Raw genomic sequence first — 15,306 nt, 5'->3', positions numbered from 1 at the left:
ATGCTGGCGCTCGTCTTCACCTTTCCCGCCGGGCGCTACCACGCCACGCCCTGGGGCCGCCACGTCAACGAGGCGGACGTCGCCTGGCCGCCGGAGCCCTGGCGGATCCTGCGCGCCCTGGTCGCGACATGGTACCGCAAGGCGGATCGCGACGCCTTTTCCGGGGACGCCCTGGCCGCGCTGATCGACCGTCTGGCCGAACGGCCGCCCGACTATGCGCTACCGGAGTCGGTCGTCCACGCCCACAGCCGGCACTACATGCCGCAGGCGGCGGCCGGGGACACCAAGCTGGTGTTCGACGCCTTCGCCCGCTTCCCGGCGGGAGAGCCCATCGTGGCCGTCTGGCCAGATCTGACGCTGGAGGACGAGGCTCTCGCCCTGCTGCGCCATCTGGCGGAGCGCATCGGCTATCTCGGCCGCGCTGAAAGCTGGGCCGAATGTCGGGTGGAGACCGAAGACAAGAGGTGGACGATCAACTGCCGCCCGTCGTCGTCCGATGATCAGGACGGCGATGATGGCGACAGGAAGGATGGGGCCGAAACCGTCCGGATCATCGCCCCGCTGTCGCCCGCCGGGTATGCGCAGGAACGCACCCGCCTGCTGGCCGCGGCGGAGGCACAGGTGCTCGCTTCCTGGACCAAGCCCAAGCCGCCCACCGGCAAGGCCCTGGCGAAGCTGATCGCCCCGACCGCGGCGATCCTTCCGGAACGGCTGTTCGACGCGCTGGCGCTGGACACCGGCGACTTCCAGCGCCAGGGCTGGAGCCGCCCGCCGGCCAGCGGCGACGTTCTGTACCGCCGCGTTCCGCTGTCCCCCCTGCCCCGCCACCGCACGGGCCGGCCGAACCGAACGGAGACGAACCTGCCCACCGTCGCCCGCTTCCTTCTGGCCGGGCGTCCGCGCCCGCGCGTCGAGGATACGGTGAAGATCGGCGAGCTGATGCGGCTTGCCACGCTGGCCCGCTTCGGCTGGGACACCGATCCCGCGACGGGCCGGCGGCGACCCCGTGCGCCGGCGGTGTTCCTGGGAAAGAACGCCGACGGCCGTCCGCTGGCCGACGACCCCGCCCACGCCCACGCCTTCTGGCTGCCGCAGGATGCGGATGGGGACGGGTTCATCGACCATGTGGTGGTCTATGCGAATGGCGGGTTCGATGCCAAGGCCCGGGCCGCCCTCGATCAGGTGACGCGGCTGTGGATCCGGGAGCCGGACCGGGGCCGCCGATCCGAAGAGGAGACGGACGAGGCCCCGGACATCCGCCAGGAATGGCGGCTGGCACTGGAGGGGTTCGGCACGCCGAAGGACTTCGAGAACGATGTTCCATTCCTTCGTGAAAGCCGCACATGGATCAGCGCCACCCCGTTCCTCGCCTCCGGGCACCTGAAAGCCGGTGGGCGTTGTGCCGAGGCGCGGCGCCTGCTGATCCGCCGGGGAATCGTTCCGGCCGACCAAGCCCACCGGCTGGAGGTGACCGAGGAAAAGACGATCCGGATCAACGGGCGCGACCGCCTCCCCCTTCACTTCCACCGCTTCCGCGCCAGCCGCGGCGAAGCCCAGCTCGACACCGCCGGCACCTTCCTGCGCATCACCTTGCCCGAGGCGAAGCGGGGACCACTGGCGCTCGGCTACGCCTGCCATTTCGGATTGGGCCTGTTCATGCCCGCCGAGCCGAAGCCCGACGACTGACTTCCGGCATGGAGCCGCCGCGATGACCGACCAGTTGACCCTGCCCCTTCCCGCCCCGCCGGAGACGGATCCGGACCTGCCGGTGCCGGCGCGCATGGTGAACGAGTGGGTCCACTGCCCGCGGCTGGCCTATCTGGAGTGGGTGGAGGGCGCCTGGGCGGCCAACGCCGACACCGAGGAGGACAAGCGCGCCCACGCCCGCGTGGACGCCGGGCGCGGCACGCTGCCCCCGCCGGAGGAGGCCGACACCGCCCCGCCCTTCGAGCTGCGCTCCATCGAACTGGCTTCCGACCGGCTCGGCCTGATCGCCAGGATGGATGTCATCGAGGGCGAGGACGGCGTGCTGACCCAAAGCGCTGGCACCGCGTGTTCAAGGCGACGGGAGCCTATGGACGCTGGCTGCAGTTCTCGGTCCTCCAGTGCCGCCTGACGCCCCGCCGCCGCGCCGCGCTGGGCGCCCACTTCATGGGGGCTCGTGTCTCACCGTCATTGGCACGGAAGCCGGCCACGGCAAGCTGGAGCAGTTGATCCGTCCGGTGCGAGGCTTCCGCACTCCCCGGTAGTTTCAAAACCTGCCCTGCCTCAGCGGTCCAGCAGTTGCTTGACCGTGGCGCGGTCGGGCAGGGAGGGGATGGCGCCGGGGGCCGTGGTGGTCAGCGCGCCGGCGGCGTTGGCGAAGCGGCAGATTTCGTGCAGCCGGTCTGGCGCGAAGGCGGTGTCGACGTCCTCAAGAATACCGGCCAGGAGGGCGGCGACGAAGGCGTCGCCGGCACCGGTGGTATCCACGGTGGTGACGGCCACCCCCGGCACATGGCCGGACGCATCGGCGGTCAGGAAGGTGCAGCCGTCGCGGCCATGCGTCACCACCAGAAGGCGCAAGCCCCGATGCCACAGGCCGCGGCCGGCGGTGTCGGGGTCGGCGATGCCGGTCAGGAACTCCAACTCCTCGTCGCTGAGCTTGACGATGGAGGCGGCGGCGATGCCCTGACGGATCAGTCGCTCCGCCGTGTCGCGGTCGGGCCAGAGGGCGAGGCGCAGGTTGGCGTCGAAGGACACCAGCCGGCCATGGCGGTGCGCCGTCTCCACCGCCAGCAGGCTCGCCTCGCGCGCCGCCGGGTCGATCAGGCCGATGGAACCGGAATGCAGAAGACGGGCCGCAGCGATGGCATCGAGGTCGAGGTCGGCAGAGGAGAAGCCGGCCATCGGCTCGCCATAGAACAGGAACTCCCGCTCCCCCTCCTCGTCGAGGGAGACGAAGGCGACAGGGGTCCTGGCGTCGGGGACGCGGCGCAGGCGGGAGGCATCGACGCCGGCCCCGGTCAACGCGCCAGCAAGGAAGCGGCCGAAGCCATCCGCCGCCGTCCGGCCCATGAAGGCACTGCGCACGCCCAGCCGGGCCAGACCGACCGCGACATTGGCTGGCGCACCGCCCGGCGCCGGATCGAAGGCGCCGATCACGCCGGGCCGGGACGACCCGGCGGGCATGAAGTCGATCAGCACCTCGCCCAGGCACAGCACGTCGATGGGTTGCGATGCGGGGGGCGGCAAGGCGGTCATGGCGGGCAAGTTCCTCAGTTGGATCCGCCGGCATAGCGGGCGAGCACCGCGCGGGTGCCGTCCGTCCACAGGGCGCGCAGGGCGGTGGAGAAGGCGTCGCGGAAGGGCTGTGCCCGGCCGATCTCGCCGTAGATGTCCTCCTGGTCGAGCCATACGGCCGGCTCGCTGCGAGCCTGTGCCGCGACGCGGTTCAGGCGGTCCCAGTCGGGGTCGTTCGGCTCGATCGGCTGGCCGTCGTCGGTCGTCCCGAAGCAGTAGCGGCACCACAGCGCCGATTCCAGAGCCAGCCCCTCGATGCCGGCACCCGACTTCAGGCGATCGGCGATCGACGGGACGATGAATTTCGGCTGGCGGTTGGAGCCGTCGAGGCAGAGCCGGCGGATGGTGTCCTTGATCTTGGGATTGGCGAAGCGGCGCTCGATGATGCCGAAGTAGGAAGTCAGGTCGGTGCCCGGCACCGGCGGCACGGTCGGGATGATCTCGTCCCGCTCGACCTTCTGCAGGAAGGCACGGATCAGCGGGGTTTCCATCGCCTCATGCGCGTAGGTGATACCGAGCAGACCGGCGGGATAGGCGATCACCGCATGGCCGCCGTTGAGGATGCGGATCTTCATCGTCTCGAAGGGCGTCACGTCGGGGACGAACTGCACCCCCACCGCCTCCAGGGCCGGGCGGCCGGCGGAGAAGCGGTCCTCCAGCACCCACTGCGTAAAGTCCTCGCAGAAGACCGGCCAGTTGTCGGCGATGCCGAAATCGCGGTCGAGAGCCTCGCGCTCCTGCATGCCGGTGGCTGGCGTGATGCGGTCGACCATGCCGTTGGGGAAGGCGACGGCGCCCTCGATCCAGGTGGCGAGGTCGGCGTCGATGCCCTTTGCGATGCCCAGCACGGCGTTGCGGGTGACGACGCCGTTGTGGGGGATGTTGTCGCAGGACATGACGGTGAAGGGCACCGTGCCGGCGGCGCGGCGGCGGGCCAGACCGGCGACGATCAGGCCGAAGACGGTGGTCGGCCGGAACGGTGCTGCGATGTCGGCGCGGATCGCCGGATGGTCCGTGTCGAATTTGCCGGAGGCGTCGATGTAATAGCCGCCCTCCGTCACCGTCAGCGAGACGATGCGGATCGCGGGATCGGCCAGCCTGGCGACGATGGCGTCGCCGTCGCCGACCGGCAGCATGCCGATCATCGCGCCGGTGACGCGGGCGAGGCTCCGCGCACCGGATTGCTCCACCACGGTGGTCAGCCAGTCCTGACCCTCCAGCGCGTCGCGCATGCGCTGGTCCGACGGCATCACGCCGGCGCCGAGGATCGCCCAGTCATGGTCGCGGCCCCGGGTGAACAGGCTGTCGAGATAAACCGCCTGATGGGCGCGGTGGAAGTTGCCGACGCCGAAATGCAGGATCCCGGCGGACAGGGTGGAACGGTCGTAGACCGGCACCGATGCCCGCGCGGCAATGTCCGGGAGGGTGGCGGCGGAAAGGGCGATGGTCATGGCGGGGTCCTGCGGGGAGATCCCTCTCTCCCCCGGGATCGGGTCGGGTGAGGGAGATTCAGGGGGGCTGCGGCGGGCGGGAGCGGGAGTCGCGATGCTCCAGAGAGAGTTCTTCAGCTCATCCAGTTGCCGCCGTCGACGTTGTAGGTTTGGGCGACGATGTAGTCGGCCTCGGCGCTGGCCAGGAAGATCGCCATGCCGGTCAGATCCTCCGCGCGGCCCATGCGGCCGAAGGGGACGGCTTCGCCGACCATGCGCTTCTTCTCGCCGGGCTGGAGGCCTTCATGCCTGGCGAACAGGGCGTCGACACCGTCCCAATGTTCGCCGTCGACCACGCCCGGGGCGATGGCGTTGACGTTGATGCCGTGGCGGATCAGATTCAGACCGGCCGACTGGGTGAGGCTGATGACCGCCGCCTTGGTGGCGCAATAGACGGCCACCAGGGACTCGCCGCGGCGACCCGCCTGCGAGGCCATGTTGATGATCTTGCCGCCGCGGCCCTGCGCGATCATCCGCTTCGCCACGGCCTGCAGGGTGAACAGCGTGCCGGCGACGTTGATCGAGAACAGCCGGTCGTAGCTCTCCCGCGTGATCTCGACGATGGGGGCGAGGTCGAACAGGGCGGCATTGTTGACCAGGATGTCGATGCCACCCGCCCGCTCCACCACCGTGGCGACCGCCGCGTCGATGGAGGACTGGTCGGTCACGTCCAGCGCCACCGCATAGGCGCCGGGGCCGATCTCCGCCGCCGTCTTCTCCGCCGCGGCGACGTTGATGTCCGCGATGGCGACAGTGGCGCCCTCGCGCACATAGGCGGCGGCGAAGGCGCGGCCGATGCCGCGGGCGGCGCCGGTGATGATGGCGGACTTGCCGTCGAGACGTTTCATGGTGGAGCCTTTCATGCCACTTTCGCACCGGCGGCGACGGAAGACAGGGCATTGCCCTGGTCGTCGAAACGGTGGAGCTTTTCGGTTTGCGGCGTCAGCCAGACGCGGTCGCCGTGATGGACGGGGAACTCGCCGCCCGCCCGCGCCACCAGCGTGCCGATCCCTTCCACCTGCACATAGACGAAGGTGTCGGAGCCCAGATGTTCGGACACGGTGACGGTGCCGGACCAGCGGCCGGATTCGGTCGAGAGGGTCAGATGTTCGGGGCGGATGCCGATGCAGTCGGCGCCGTCGCCGCGCGCGGGCTCGCCCTCGATGAAGTTCATGCGGGGGAGCCGATGAAGCCGGCGACGAAACGGTTGCGCGGACGGCTGTAGAGGTCGATGGGGGAGCCCACCTGCTCGATCCGGCCGGCGTTCAGCACCACGATCTTGTCGGCCATGGTCATCGCCTCCACCTGGTCGTGGGTCACATAGATCATGGTGGTGCCGAGGCTGGCGTGCAGCTCGGAGATTTCCAGGCGCATGTTGACGCGCAGCGCCGCATCGAGGTTCGACAGCGGCTCGTCGAACAGGAAGGCGGTCGGTTCGCGCACGATGGCGCGGCCGATGGCGACGCGCTGGCGCTGGCCGCCCGACAACTGGCCCGGGCGGCGGTCGAGATAGCTGGTGAGGTTCAGCACCTTCGCCGCCGCCTCCACCTTGCGGTCGATGGCGGCCTTGTCCAGCCGGGCCATCTTCAGCGGGAAGGCGATGTTGTTGCGCACGGTCATGTGCGGATAGAGCGCGTAGGACTGGAACACCATCGCCAGCCCGCGCTGGGCGGGCGGCAGCACGGTGGCGTCCTTGCCGTCGATGCGGATGGTGCCGGACGACACGTCCTCCAGCCCGGCGATCAGGCGCAGCAGCGTGGACTTGCCGCAGCCGGACGGGCCGACGAACACCACGAACTCGCCATTGCCGATGGTCAGGTCCAGCGGCGGGATGACGGCGATGTCGCCGAAACTCTTGGTGACGCGGTCGAGCGTGATCTGACCCATAGCGGGTTCCCCCCTACTTCACGGCGCCGAAGGTCAGGCCGCGCACCAGCTGCTTCTGGCTGAACCAGCCGAGAACCAGGATCGGCGCGACCGCCATGGTCGAGGCGGCCGACAGTTTCGCGTAGAACAGCCCCTCCGGGCTGGAGTAGCTGGCGATGAAGGCGGTCAGCGGCGCCGATTGCGAGGCGGACAGGTTCAGCGTCCAGAACGCCTCGTTCCACGCCAGGATGATGTTCAGCAGCAGGGTGGAGGCGATGCCGGGCACCGCCATCGGCAGCAGCACGAACAGGATCTCGTCGCGCAGGCCGGCGCCGTCCATCCTTGCGGCTTCCAGGATCTCGCCCGGGATTTCGCGGAAATAGGTGAACAGCATCCAGACGATGATCGGCAGGTTGATCAGCGTCAGCACGATGACCAGACCGATGCGGCTGTCGAGCAGGCCGAAATCGCGGAACAGCAGGTAGATCGGGATCAGCACGCCGACCGGCGGCAGCATCTTGGTCGACAGCATCCACATCAGCACGTCGCGGGTGCGCTTGCCGGGAACGAAGGCCATCGACCAGGCGGCGGGAACGGCGACCAGCAGGCCGAGCAGGGTGGATCCCACCGAGATGACGACCGAGTTCCAGAAATGGAGGAAATAGTCGGAGCGCTGCTGGACCTCTGTATAGTTCTCCAGCGTCCAGTCGAAAGCGAGGAAGGTCGGCGGGGTCGCCACCGCCTCGGCCTCCGTCTTGAAGCTGGTCAGGGCGGTCCACAGGATGGGGAAGAAGATCACGATCCCGATGGTCCAGGCCAGAAGGGTCACGACCAGCATGCGGCGGTTGGTTGCAGCGCGCGCCATGGTCAGATGTCCAGGTTGCGGCCGATCATCCTCATCAGGAAGACGGCGACGATGTTGGCGAGGATGACGGCGACGATGCCGCCCGCGGAGCCGCCGCCGACATCGAACTGCAGCAGCGACTGGGCATAGACGAGGTAGGTGATGTTGGTGGTGGCGGTGCCCGGCCCGCCGTTGGTCGTCACGAGGATCTCGGCGAAGACCGACAGCAGGAAGATGGTCTGGATCAGCGTCACCACCGTCATCGCGCGGGCCAAGTGGGGCAGGATGATGTGGACGAAGCGGTCCAGCGCGCCGGCGCCGTCCATCTCCGCCGCCTCCAGCCGCTCGCGGTCGAGCGACTGCAGCGCGGTCAGCAGGATCAGCGTGGCGAAGGGCAGCCACTGCCACGTCACGATCAGGATGATCGAGGAGAGCGGGGCTTCGGCCAGGAAGTCGAAGGGCTGGAGGCCCAGCCCCTTGGCGATGGCGGCGAACAGGCCGTTCACCGGGTTCATCAGCATGTTCTTCCACACCAGCGCCGAGACGGTGGGCATGACGAAGAAAGGGGCGATGACCAGAAGGCGGACGATGCCCCGTCCCCAGAAAGGCTGGTCGAGCAGCAGGGCCAGCCCGATCCCGCCGGCGATGGTCAGCACCAGCACCCCGCCGACGAGCGCCAGCGTGTTGCCGAGCGCGGCGAAGAAGGCCGGATCGGTCAGAAAATACTGGTAGTTGAGCGTGCCGATAAACTCTTCCGTCCCCGGCATCAGCAGGTTGTAGCGGAGGAAGGAGAAGTAGAGCGTCATCGCGAGCGGGATCAGCATCCAGCCGAGCAGCAGGACGACGGCCGGAGACATCGTCAGGCGCGCGGCTGCACGCGAATGGGCGGTGGCCATGGCTCGACCCTTGGGTAACGACGTTGCGGGACGCGCGGTCAGGCGTGGCCGGTCACTTGATGTAGCCGGCCTTGGTCATCTCGCGGGTGGCCAGCGTCTGGGCGCTTTGCAGGGCCTGATCGGCGGACATCTGGCCGGCCAGCGCCGCGGAGAAAGCCTGCCCGACCGCGGTGCCGATGCCCTGGAACTCGGGAATGGCGACGAACTGCACGCCGGTGTAGGGGACCGGCTGGACCGTCGGGTGCTGCGGATCGGCGGCCTGGATCGACTTCAGCGTCAGGTCGGCGAAGGGAGCGGCCTTGCGGTACTCGGCATTGGCGTAGAGCGAGCTGCGGGTGCCCGGCGGCACGTTGGCCCAGCCCTCCTCCTTGGCGACGAGGTCGATGTAATCCTTGGAGGTCGCCCAGGAGATGAAGGCCTGCGCGGCGTCGCCCTTCTTGCTGCTGGCGGGGACCGCGAGGCTCCAGGCCCACAGCCAGTTCGACCGCTTGCCGAGGCCGGTGTCGGGGGCCAGCGCGTAGCCGACCTTGTCCGCCACCTTGCTCTGCGCCGGATTGGAGACGAAGGAGGCGGCGACGGTGGCGTCGATCCACATGGCGCATTTGCCGGACTGGAACAGCGCCAGATTCTCGTTGAAGCCGTTGGAGGAGGCGCCCGGCGGGCCGGCGTCCTTCATCAGGCCGAGATAGGTCGTCAGCGTCTTCTTCCACGCGTCGCTGTTGAACTGTGGTTTCCAGTTCATGTCGAACCAGCTGGCACCGAAGGAATTCGCCATGGCGCTGAGGAAGGCCATGTTCTCGCCCCAGCCGGCCTTGCCGCGCAGGCAGATGCCGTAGACCTCGCTCTTCTTGTCGGTCAGCTTGCGCGCCGCGTCGGCGACGAAGGCCCAGGTCGGCGCCTCCGGCATGGTCAGGCCGGCCTTCTCGAACAGGTCCTTGCGATACATGACCATCGAGCTTTCGCCGTAGAACGGCGCGGCATAGAGGGTGCCCCCGGTGGTCAGGCCGCTGCGGATGGAGGGCAGCAGATCCTCGACGTCATAGTTGGAGCCGAGCTTGGTCAGCGGCATCAGCCACTTTTGCTTGGTCCAGATCGGAACCTCGTAGGTGCCGATGGTCAGGATGTCGTACTGGCCGCCCTTGGTCGCGATGTCGGTGGTGACGCGCTGGCGCAGCACGTTCTCCTCCAGCGTCACCCAGTTCAGCGTGATGTCGGGATGGGCCTTGGTGAAATGCTCCGACAGCTTCTGCATGCGGATCATGTCGCCGTTGTTCACCGTGGCGATCGACAGAGTCTCCGCCTGGGTCGGGCCGCCGAGAACCGCGGCGACGGCCGCGCCGATCAAGGAAAGCGCACGCTTCATTCCTGTTTTCCTCCCCAATGTCCTGTTCGGCCGCGCCCCGGCTTTCATCCCGCCGGCCTCGGCGACCAGTCGCCCGGATGCATCTGCGGCATTCGGTTTGTATGGCGTACGAACACTATGGCGCAGGCAACAGAGGGGCGCAATAGATAAATCATATTGATTTTGATATTCACCGACGAGTCGCCGTCGCGGTTGCCATCGACACGGAGGGACGGTTGGGGGTGGCGTAAGGCGAAAGGTGTGTCGGAAAAGGGTTAGGCCGATTTTGCAGCAGATCTTGCCCCCTTCGGCTGCCGCTTGCTAGGGTGGCGAGGGGTCAAAGACGATCGGACCGGCAGCCATGATCGCGATCTGCCTCGATTAAATAAATCACTTTGATTTTATTAAGAGTGGTTGTTATACGGACTATCGTTCGAATGAGAGGCGGGAGGCGGCGGGAGAATGCGGGGCGGCGATACCACCGGGCTGCGCGCCTACAACGAACGGCTGGTCATGCATGCGCTGTTGCAGACCGGCATGCTGTCCAAGGCGGAAATCGCGCGGGAAACCGGGCTGAGCGGACAGGCGGCGTCGGTAATCGTCAACCGGCTGTTGGAGGACGGCCTGCTGGTCAAGCTGGACAAGGTGCGCGGGCAGGTCGGGCAGCCGTCCACCCCGATCGCGCCGAATCCGGAGGGGGCCTATTCGCTGGGGGTGAAGATCGGCCGACGCAGCGTCGAAGCGATCTTGATCAACCTGCTGGGCGAGGAACTCGGGGCGAGCCGCGTGCGCTACGACGCACCGCTGCCGGAGCCGACAATCTCCACGGCGATCGCCCAGGCGGTCGGGCTGCTGGCGCATCTTTCGCCGGCGGCCCGGTCGCGGGTGGTCGGGCTGGGCGTGGCGATGCCGGACGAGATCCACGCCTGGTCGGCGGAACTGGGGCTTGCGCCCAGGGCGCTGGACGGCTGGCGCGATGCCGACATTGGCGGCGCCTTCGCCCGCGAAACCGGATTGCCGGTGACGCTCTACAACGACGCGGCGGCGGCCTGTGCGGCGGAGATGATCGCCGGCCATGCAATCACCAGCCGCAGCGCGCTCTACATCTATCTTGGCACCTTCATCGGTGGCGGGGTGGTGATTGACGGGCGGCTCTATCGGGGGGAGCAGGGGAATGCGGGAGCCATCGGCTCGATGCCCACGGGTCCGGCCGGGCCGGGCAACTCGCCGGGGCAACTGATCCACAGCGCGTCCATCTTTCTGCTGGAACGGGAGTTGGAAGCTGCCGGGATCGACCCGTCGGCGGCGCTGTCGGCCGCGCTTGCCGATGGCAGCGGCGAGCGGGCGGACGCCATCTTCGACGCCTGGGCCGAAACGGCATGCGCCGAGCTGTCGCGCGCCGTCGTCTCCGCGCTCAGCGTCATCGATTTTCAGGAGGTGGTGGTCGACGGCTTCCTGCCGCCGTCCTGGCGCGACCGCTTCACGCACCGGCTGTCGGCGGCGGTGGAGCGCTTCAACCGGTCGGGGCTGAAGGCCGCGCCGGTGATTGCGGGATCGATCGGCCCGATGGCCCGCGTGCTGGGGGCGGCGATGTTGCCACTGAAGGCGCGGTTCTCGCCGGATACCGACTTGCTGATCCGGTCGGGCATGGCGCGGGATTTGATCTGACGGCTCAGATTGCCAACCGGTATCGGAATGGGCCCCCGGATCGGCTCTGAAAAGGGGCTCTGTCGCAGATTTGACGGTGCTGGGCTGTTGCTGGCTCTGGTTTCCTGATGACATCCGTCACCAACATGGCCGTCAAGGACCGGAATGCCGTCATCGCGGCCATCACTCTGCCGTAGTCCAACGGTCGGACCGAGGGCAGGTCACCAAGTTCAAGTTGGTGAATCGGCAGATGTATGGCTGCGGCAAGCTCGACATCCTTCAGGCGCGCGTCATCGGGGCCGGATGAGGTCGCACCATCAAATCTGCGGCAGAGCTCTTGTTCCATGCTCATTCGCACCGAGCTTGCATTCATTGCCAGCCGCCCCATTCGCGTCAGCGCTTACCGCGCAGATCAGGCTCCGAGCAAACAAATGGCCAATGGCTATTGGCGAAACGGCATTGGAGCCGACCCGTATTGCCGCCGCGCGAAAAGATAACAAATTCGGGATTTTCAATGATCCCGGCGGGAATAATTTATTCCTCTTCCGTCGCTTTTTCCGCTTTATCTCTGCCACTATGAAAGATTAAGAAGAATCGGGGAAACAAAACTACCGGATGGATTGCCTTGACCACGGGCACGGCACAAGCAGTTGTCTTTTACGGCATCGGAACGCTAGCCGCAGCCTCCACTCCGACCGCGGCAGCCGGTACGCGGCGGCGCAGTACCGCAAAGCCTTGAAGGATCACGGCATCGTCCAATCCATGAGCCGCAAGGGGAACTGCTGGGACTGAACCGCTCCGGATTGGTCGGAGGCCCCGTTTCTTGAGAGGATGGGGTCATCATGACGAAACAGGCATCACCCAAATACGCCCCTGAAGTCCGCGAGCGCACGGTGCGGATGGTGTTCGATCACGGCGGAGACGTTGCGGGGCTGGGGTCCGGGATGCGAACTTCCAGGTCTACGGGGTACGGAAGGTCTGGCGGCAACTGCGGCGGGACGGCTTCGACGTGGCGCGCTGCGCGGTGGCTCGCCTGATGCGGCGCATGGGGCTGAAAGGGGCGACGCGGGGCAAGACGGTGCGCACGACGGTCAGCGAAAAGGCGGCATCCTGTCCGCTCGACCGGGTGAACCGGCAGTTCCAGGCGCCACGGCCGAACGCCTTGTGGGTAGCCGATTTCACATACGTGTCGACATGGCAGGGCTTCGTCTCCATCGGCAGTATTCCTCCCGCCGAAGCCGAAGCACGCTACCATGCCCAAGCTGAGGACGCTGCCATGGCGGCGTGACTCGCCGAATGGCCTCCGACAAACCCGGAGCGGTTCATTCGCGCGCCACCTCGACCACGATGGTCAATCGGACGTGGATTGGCCAGGCTTCTGCCGGGTGAGGGAGGAGGGGATGCCTGGGTCCAGGGGGGTCCGATAAGAACGTCCATCGGGAGCCCCTGGAGTGCTCCCGTTGGATAGTATTTCACACCACCTCCAGCAGCAGCGTCGAGTTCGCTATCGGTCAACGCGACTGGCCTGCCAGCGGGCTGCTCCTTCTCGTCGGTCATGGACGGCGTGCCTCCGTGATGAAGAGTTGATGTCGAACGGCATCGTACTCCACGAGCCCGATTTGCGCTTGGCCGCCTGTCTCAGTTTGTTGACATCTCGTCCCACCAGCAGCCCGGCAGCTTCCCGGCGGCTTTTCTCATGCCCGAAGGGAGGGCGCCATACTCCAAACAGGACAGCCCCACCGTGCCGCGCCGCCACGCTCTCACCGATGCCCAGACCGAGGCGCTGCCGACGGCCGAGCCCGGCCTGATCCGCTACTGCACCATCAGCCCCGCCGATCTGTCCGTCGTCGCCGACTACGCCGTCCGCTTCCAGCCCCGATACGACCAGTTCGAAGCCCTGTACGCCATCTATGGCTTCCGGACCTTCACCCAACCGGACCAGCGCGAGATGGCCGAGTGGCTGCTGCCGGTGGCGCTGACCACCACCAGCGGCGTGGCGGCCGCCGGCCTGTTGCTGGAGGATGCGGCGCGCCATCGCGGCATCCGGCCCCAGCGTCATCGACCTCCGGGCGGCGGCCGCCTTGCTGCAAGCCGGCCCACGCCGCAGCCGGATGGCCGCGCCATGGGCCGGGTCCGGCGGGAGGTCACGACACGCTGCGATGCGGGTTCGCGAGGAAGAACCGCAGCATCTCCCGCGAGGCGTCCGGCCCGCGCGGATCGGTGTAGGACCCGGCCGGACTGCCACCGGCCCAGGCATGACCGGCGCCGTTGATGGACCACTGCTCGCACAGCACCCGACCGGAGCCGTCGGCGTGCAGGGTGCGGCTGTAGCCGTGCCCGCCGGACACCGTGCCGCGCTCCACCGTCGCCTGCGTCCCTTGCACACCCGCCGTCGACTGGGCCACGACATCGTCGCCGTTGCGCGGGTGGACCGTGGTGTCACGGTCTCCGTGGAAGACGATCGTCGGGACCGGGGCGCCGGACCGCCGGACCGCCACTCCCCCTCCCTGGCGCATGGCGGCAAAGGCGGATGGGAGGTCGCGGGCCGCCCCATGCGGCAGACCCGAGTGCACGCCGACGGCGGCGTAGAGGTCCGGATAGGTCGCGGCCATGACGGCCGCCGCCGCCCCGCCGGCCGAGAGCCCGGCGATGTAGACGCGGCCCGGGTCCACGCCGTGATCCTGCATGATCCGGCGGGTGATCCCCGCGATCAACGAGGGCTCGCCGCGGTCGCGCCGCTGGTCGTCCGGGCTGAACCAGTTCCAGCACCTGTTGGCGTTGGCCGAGGACGGCTGCTCCGGGTAGGCGACGAGGAAACCGTGCTCCTCGGCCAGCGCGTTCATCCGCGTGCCGGCCGCGAAATCGTCGGGCGACTGGGTGCAGCCGTGCAGCATGACCACCAGCGGAAGCGGCTCTCCGCCGCGCCGGTTGGCGGGGACATAGAGCTTGTAGGCGCGCGCTCCCGCCTCGTTGCGGTAGGACGCCGTGGTGAAGGAGGCGCCGTCCGGCAGCGGGTCGGCCGCGGGCCGCATGGCGCCGCCGCCGAGGTCCGGGCCATCCGGCATCACGCGCCTGGCGAGATCGCGCAGCGTCTCGCCCAGACCGGCCCGGGGCCTGGGATGGAACCGGCCGGCGGATGCCCCGGCGGACGTCGCCGTCGCGGCCCGGTGCGGCGGCGCATCCGCCACCCCCACCGTGACGGGGTTCACGTCGATGGTGGCCGGGGAGCCGGCGCCTGCCGGGTCGGAAGCCGCGCTCACCCCCTCCCCCGTCAGCAGGCGCTGGATGAGGGCGGTCGCGTCGGCGAGCTTGCCGGCGCGGGTGAGGCGCGTCGCCTCGGCCATACCGCTGGGAAATCGGTCGGTCATATCGGTGCTTTCTGTGCTCGGACGCGGGCTCGCTGGGAGACCCGGCCCGGTGTCCTTTCAGGGATGCGGCGGGCGGCGGGTGCCCTACCGCATACGGTCCGCGAGGGCTGCCTTGACGGCGGCGCTGGCATGCAGCGCCCCCAGCACGGCAACCGAGGCGATGGTGGCGCGGGCGAGTTCGGGGGTGACGTCCTGGGCGATGCTGGCGAGTCCCAGGACGCGGATGTCGAGCCTCTGCCCGGCGTCCCGCGCGGCTTCGAGGTCCTCGCGGGTGTAGTGGCGCAGGCCGAGGTCCACGCTCTTGCGCGTCACCGCCTGCCGCACGGCGTCGCCGTGGCGGTCGATCTGATTGCGGATGGCGGTGCGGATGAAGTCGGTGCGGTTCGCGTAAAACCCTTCCTGCACCAGCAGATCGATATGGCCGAGATCGACGTAGCCGAGATTGATCGTGATCTTCTCGCTGTCGCCGCCCTTCGGCCTGATCTCGTGCACGTTGTCGACCATCTGCTTACCATCCTTTCACCATCCGCCTGGATGGTAAATGGGGACACGCGGCGGGCGATCAAGTCGA

Annotated in this window: 13 protein-coding genes and 3 pseudogenes; 6 read left to right on the top strand and 10 right to left on the bottom strand. The window is 68.1% G+C overall.

Going from position 1 to position 15,306, the window contains the following annotated elements:
* Together csb2 and DEW08_RS00850 are read left to right on the top strand one after the other, a co-directional pair.
* On the top strand, positions 1–1,686 hold the full coding sequence (gene csb2 / locus DEW08_RS00855) for a type I-G CRISPR-associated protein Csb2 (protein ID WP_109323690.1): 1,686 nt from the start codon (positions 1–3) through the stop codon (positions 1,684–1,686).
* A 22-nt stretch (positions 1,687–1,708) separates the two neighbouring features.
* Positions 1,709–2,116 carry a CRISPR-associated protein Cas4 gene (locus DEW08_RS00850; protein WP_245986046.1) on the top strand — a complete coding sequence of 136 codons (408 nt, stop codon included), beginning with the start codon at positions 1,709–1,711 and terminating at the stop codon, positions 2,114–2,116.
* Positions 2,117–2,268: 152 nt separating this feature from the next.
* Here the strand turns inward: DEW08_RS00850 and DEW08_RS00840 are convergent, their stop codons facing one another.
* The 8 genes from DEW08_RS00840 to DEW08_RS00810 all read right to left on the bottom strand — a co-directional run bounded on the left by DEW08_RS00840 (position 2,269) and on the right by DEW08_RS00810 (position 9,741).
* Positions 2,269–3,243 (bottom strand): PfkB family carbohydrate kinase, encoded by a 975-nt coding sequence (locus DEW08_RS00840; RefSeq protein WP_109323689.1) that lies wholly within the window; start codon positions 3,241–3,243, stop codon positions 2,269–2,271.
* 14 nt (positions 3,244–3,257) lie between these two features.
* Complete coding sequence (locus DEW08_RS00835; RefSeq protein WP_109323688.1) at positions 3,258–4,733, bottom strand: mannitol dehydrogenase family protein; 1,476 nt, start codon at positions 4,731–4,733, stop codon at positions 3,258–3,260.
* A gap of 113 nt (positions 4,734–4,846) precedes the next feature.
* A complete protein-coding gene (locus DEW08_RS00830; RefSeq protein WP_109323683.1) occupies positions 4,847–5,620 on the bottom strand; it encodes an L-iditol 2-dehydrogenase in 774 nt (257 codons plus the stop codon).
* An 11-nt stretch (positions 5,621–5,631) separates the two neighbouring features.
* Positions 5,632–5,946, bottom strand: a complete 315-nt coding sequence (locus DEW08_RS33650) for a TOBE domain-containing protein (RefSeq protein WP_245986044.1) — start codon at positions 5,944–5,946, stop codon at positions 5,632–5,634.
* Positions 5,943–6,659 (bottom strand): ABC transporter ATP-binding protein, encoded by a 717-nt coding sequence (locus DEW08_RS00825; protein WP_425429087.1) that lies wholly within the window; start codon positions 6,657–6,659, stop codon positions 5,943–5,945. The genes DEW08_RS33650 and DEW08_RS00825 overlap by 4 nt, the downstream gene beginning before the upstream one ends.
* 13 nt (positions 6,660–6,672) lie before the next feature.
* Positions 6,673–7,503 carry a carbohydrate ABC transporter permease gene (locus tag DEW08_RS00820; RefSeq protein WP_109323682.1) on the bottom strand — a complete coding sequence of 277 codons (831 nt, stop codon included), beginning with the start codon at positions 7,501–7,503 and terminating at the stop codon, positions 6,673–6,675.
* Positions 7,504–7,505: 2 nt separating this feature from the next.
* A complete protein-coding gene (locus DEW08_RS00815) occupies positions 7,506–8,378 on the bottom strand; it encodes a carbohydrate ABC transporter permease (RefSeq protein ID WP_109323681.1) in 873 nt (290 codons plus the stop codon).
* A 52-nt stretch (positions 8,379–8,430) separates the two neighbouring features.
* Complete coding sequence (locus tag DEW08_RS00810) at positions 8,431–9,741, bottom strand: ABC transporter substrate-binding protein (RefSeq protein ID WP_109323680.1); 1,311 nt, start codon at positions 9,739–9,741, stop codon at positions 8,431–8,433.
* 441 nt (positions 9,742–10,182) lie between these two features.
* On the opposite strand from DEW08_RS00810, the gene DEW08_RS00805 reads away from it, so the two are divergent.
* From DEW08_RS00805 to DEW08_RS33645, 4 genes and pseudogenes are all read left to right on the top strand, one after another.
* Complete coding sequence (locus tag DEW08_RS00805; RefSeq protein ID WP_211107080.1) at positions 10,183–11,388, top strand: ROK family transcriptional regulator; 1,206 nt, start codon at positions 10,183–10,185, stop codon at positions 11,386–11,388.
* Positions 11,389–12,051: 663 nt separating this feature from the next.
* Positions 12,052–12,156 (top strand): annotated as a pseudogene (locus DEW08_RS33380) (DDE-type integrase/transposase/recombinase); the annotation flags it as partial.
* A gap of 148 nt (positions 12,157–12,304) precedes the next feature.
* Positions 12,305–12,592 (top strand): annotated as a pseudogene (locus DEW08_RS00795) (IS3 family transposase); the annotation flags it as partial.
* Positions 12,593–13,063: 471 nt separating this feature from the next.
* Positions 13,064–13,360: pseudogene (locus tag DEW08_RS33645) on the top strand (DUF4158 domain-containing protein); the annotation flags it as partial.
* A 151-nt stretch (positions 13,361–13,511) separates the two neighbouring features.
* Here the strand turns inward: DEW08_RS33645 and DEW08_RS00785 are convergent.
* Positions 13,512–14,735, bottom strand: coding sequence for an extracellular catalytic domain type 1 short-chain-length polyhydroxyalkanoate depolymerase (locus DEW08_RS00785; protein ID WP_109323678.1), 1,224 nt, complete (start codon positions 14,733–14,735; stop codon positions 13,512–13,514).
* Positions 14,736–14,819: 84 nt separating this feature from the next.
* The gene (locus DEW08_RS00780) at positions 14,820–15,239 is read right to left on the bottom strand and encodes a CopG family transcriptional regulator (RefSeq protein ID WP_109323677.1); all 420 of its coding nucleotides are present in this window, start codon (positions 15,237–15,239) and stop codon (positions 14,820–14,822) included.
* Between the last annotated feature and the right edge of the window lie 67 nt (positions 15,240–15,306).

Origin of the sequence: Azospirillum thermophilum, from assembly GCF_003130795.1 — a bacterium.
GTDB lineage: Bacteria > Pseudomonadota > Alphaproteobacteria > Azospirillales > Azospirillaceae > Azospirillum > Azospirillum thermophilum.
This window is presented reverse-complemented; position numbering and strand designations above follow the sequence as displayed.

Coding starts and splice junctions, on each gene's coding strand:
- csb2 (WP_109323690.1), top strand. CDS start 1: ATGCTGGCGCTCGTCTTCACCTTTCCCGCCGGGCGCTACCACGCCACG.
- DEW08_RS00850 (WP_245986046.1), top strand. CDS start 1,709: ATGACCGACCAGTTGACCCTGCCCCTTCCCGCCCCGCCGGAGACGGAT.
- DEW08_RS00840 (WP_109323689.1), bottom strand. CDS start 3,243: ATGACCGCCTTGCCGCCCCCCGCATCGCAACCCATCGACGTGCTGTGC.
- DEW08_RS00835 (WP_109323688.1), bottom strand. CDS start 4,733: ATGACCATCGCCCTTTCCGCCGCCACCCTCCCGGACATTGCCGCGCGG.
- DEW08_RS00830 (WP_109323683.1), bottom strand. CDS start 5,620: ATGAAACGTCTCGACGGCAAGTCCGCCATCATCACCGGCGCCGCCCGC.
- DEW08_RS33650 (WP_245986044.1), bottom strand. CDS start 5,946: ATGAACTTCATCGAGGGCGAGCCCGCGCGCGGCGACGGCGCCGACTGC.
- DEW08_RS00825 (WP_425429087.1), bottom strand. CDS start 6,659: ATGGGTCAGATCACGCTCGACCGCGTCACCAAGAGTTTCGGCGACATC.
- DEW08_RS00820 (WP_109323682.1), bottom strand. CDS start 7,503: ATGGCGCGCGCTGCAACCAACCGCCGCATGCTGGTCGTGACCCTTCTG.
- DEW08_RS00815 (WP_109323681.1), bottom strand. CDS start 8,378: ATGGCCACCGCCCATTCGCGTGCAGCCGCGCGCCTGACGATGTCTCCG.
- DEW08_RS00810 (WP_109323680.1), bottom strand. CDS start 9,741: ATGAAGCGTGCGCTTTCCTTGATCGGCGCGGCCGTCGCCGCGGTTCTC.
- DEW08_RS00805 (WP_211107080.1), top strand. CDS start 10,183: ATGCGGGGCGGCGATACCACCGGGCTGCGCGCCTACAACGAACGGCTG.
- DEW08_RS00785 (WP_109323678.1), bottom strand. CDS start 14,735: ATGACCGACCGATTTCCCAGCGGTATGGCCGAGGCGACGCGCCTCACC.
- DEW08_RS00780 (WP_109323677.1), bottom strand. CDS start 15,239: ATGGTCGACAACGTGCACGAGATCAGGCCGAAGGGCGGCGACAGCGAG.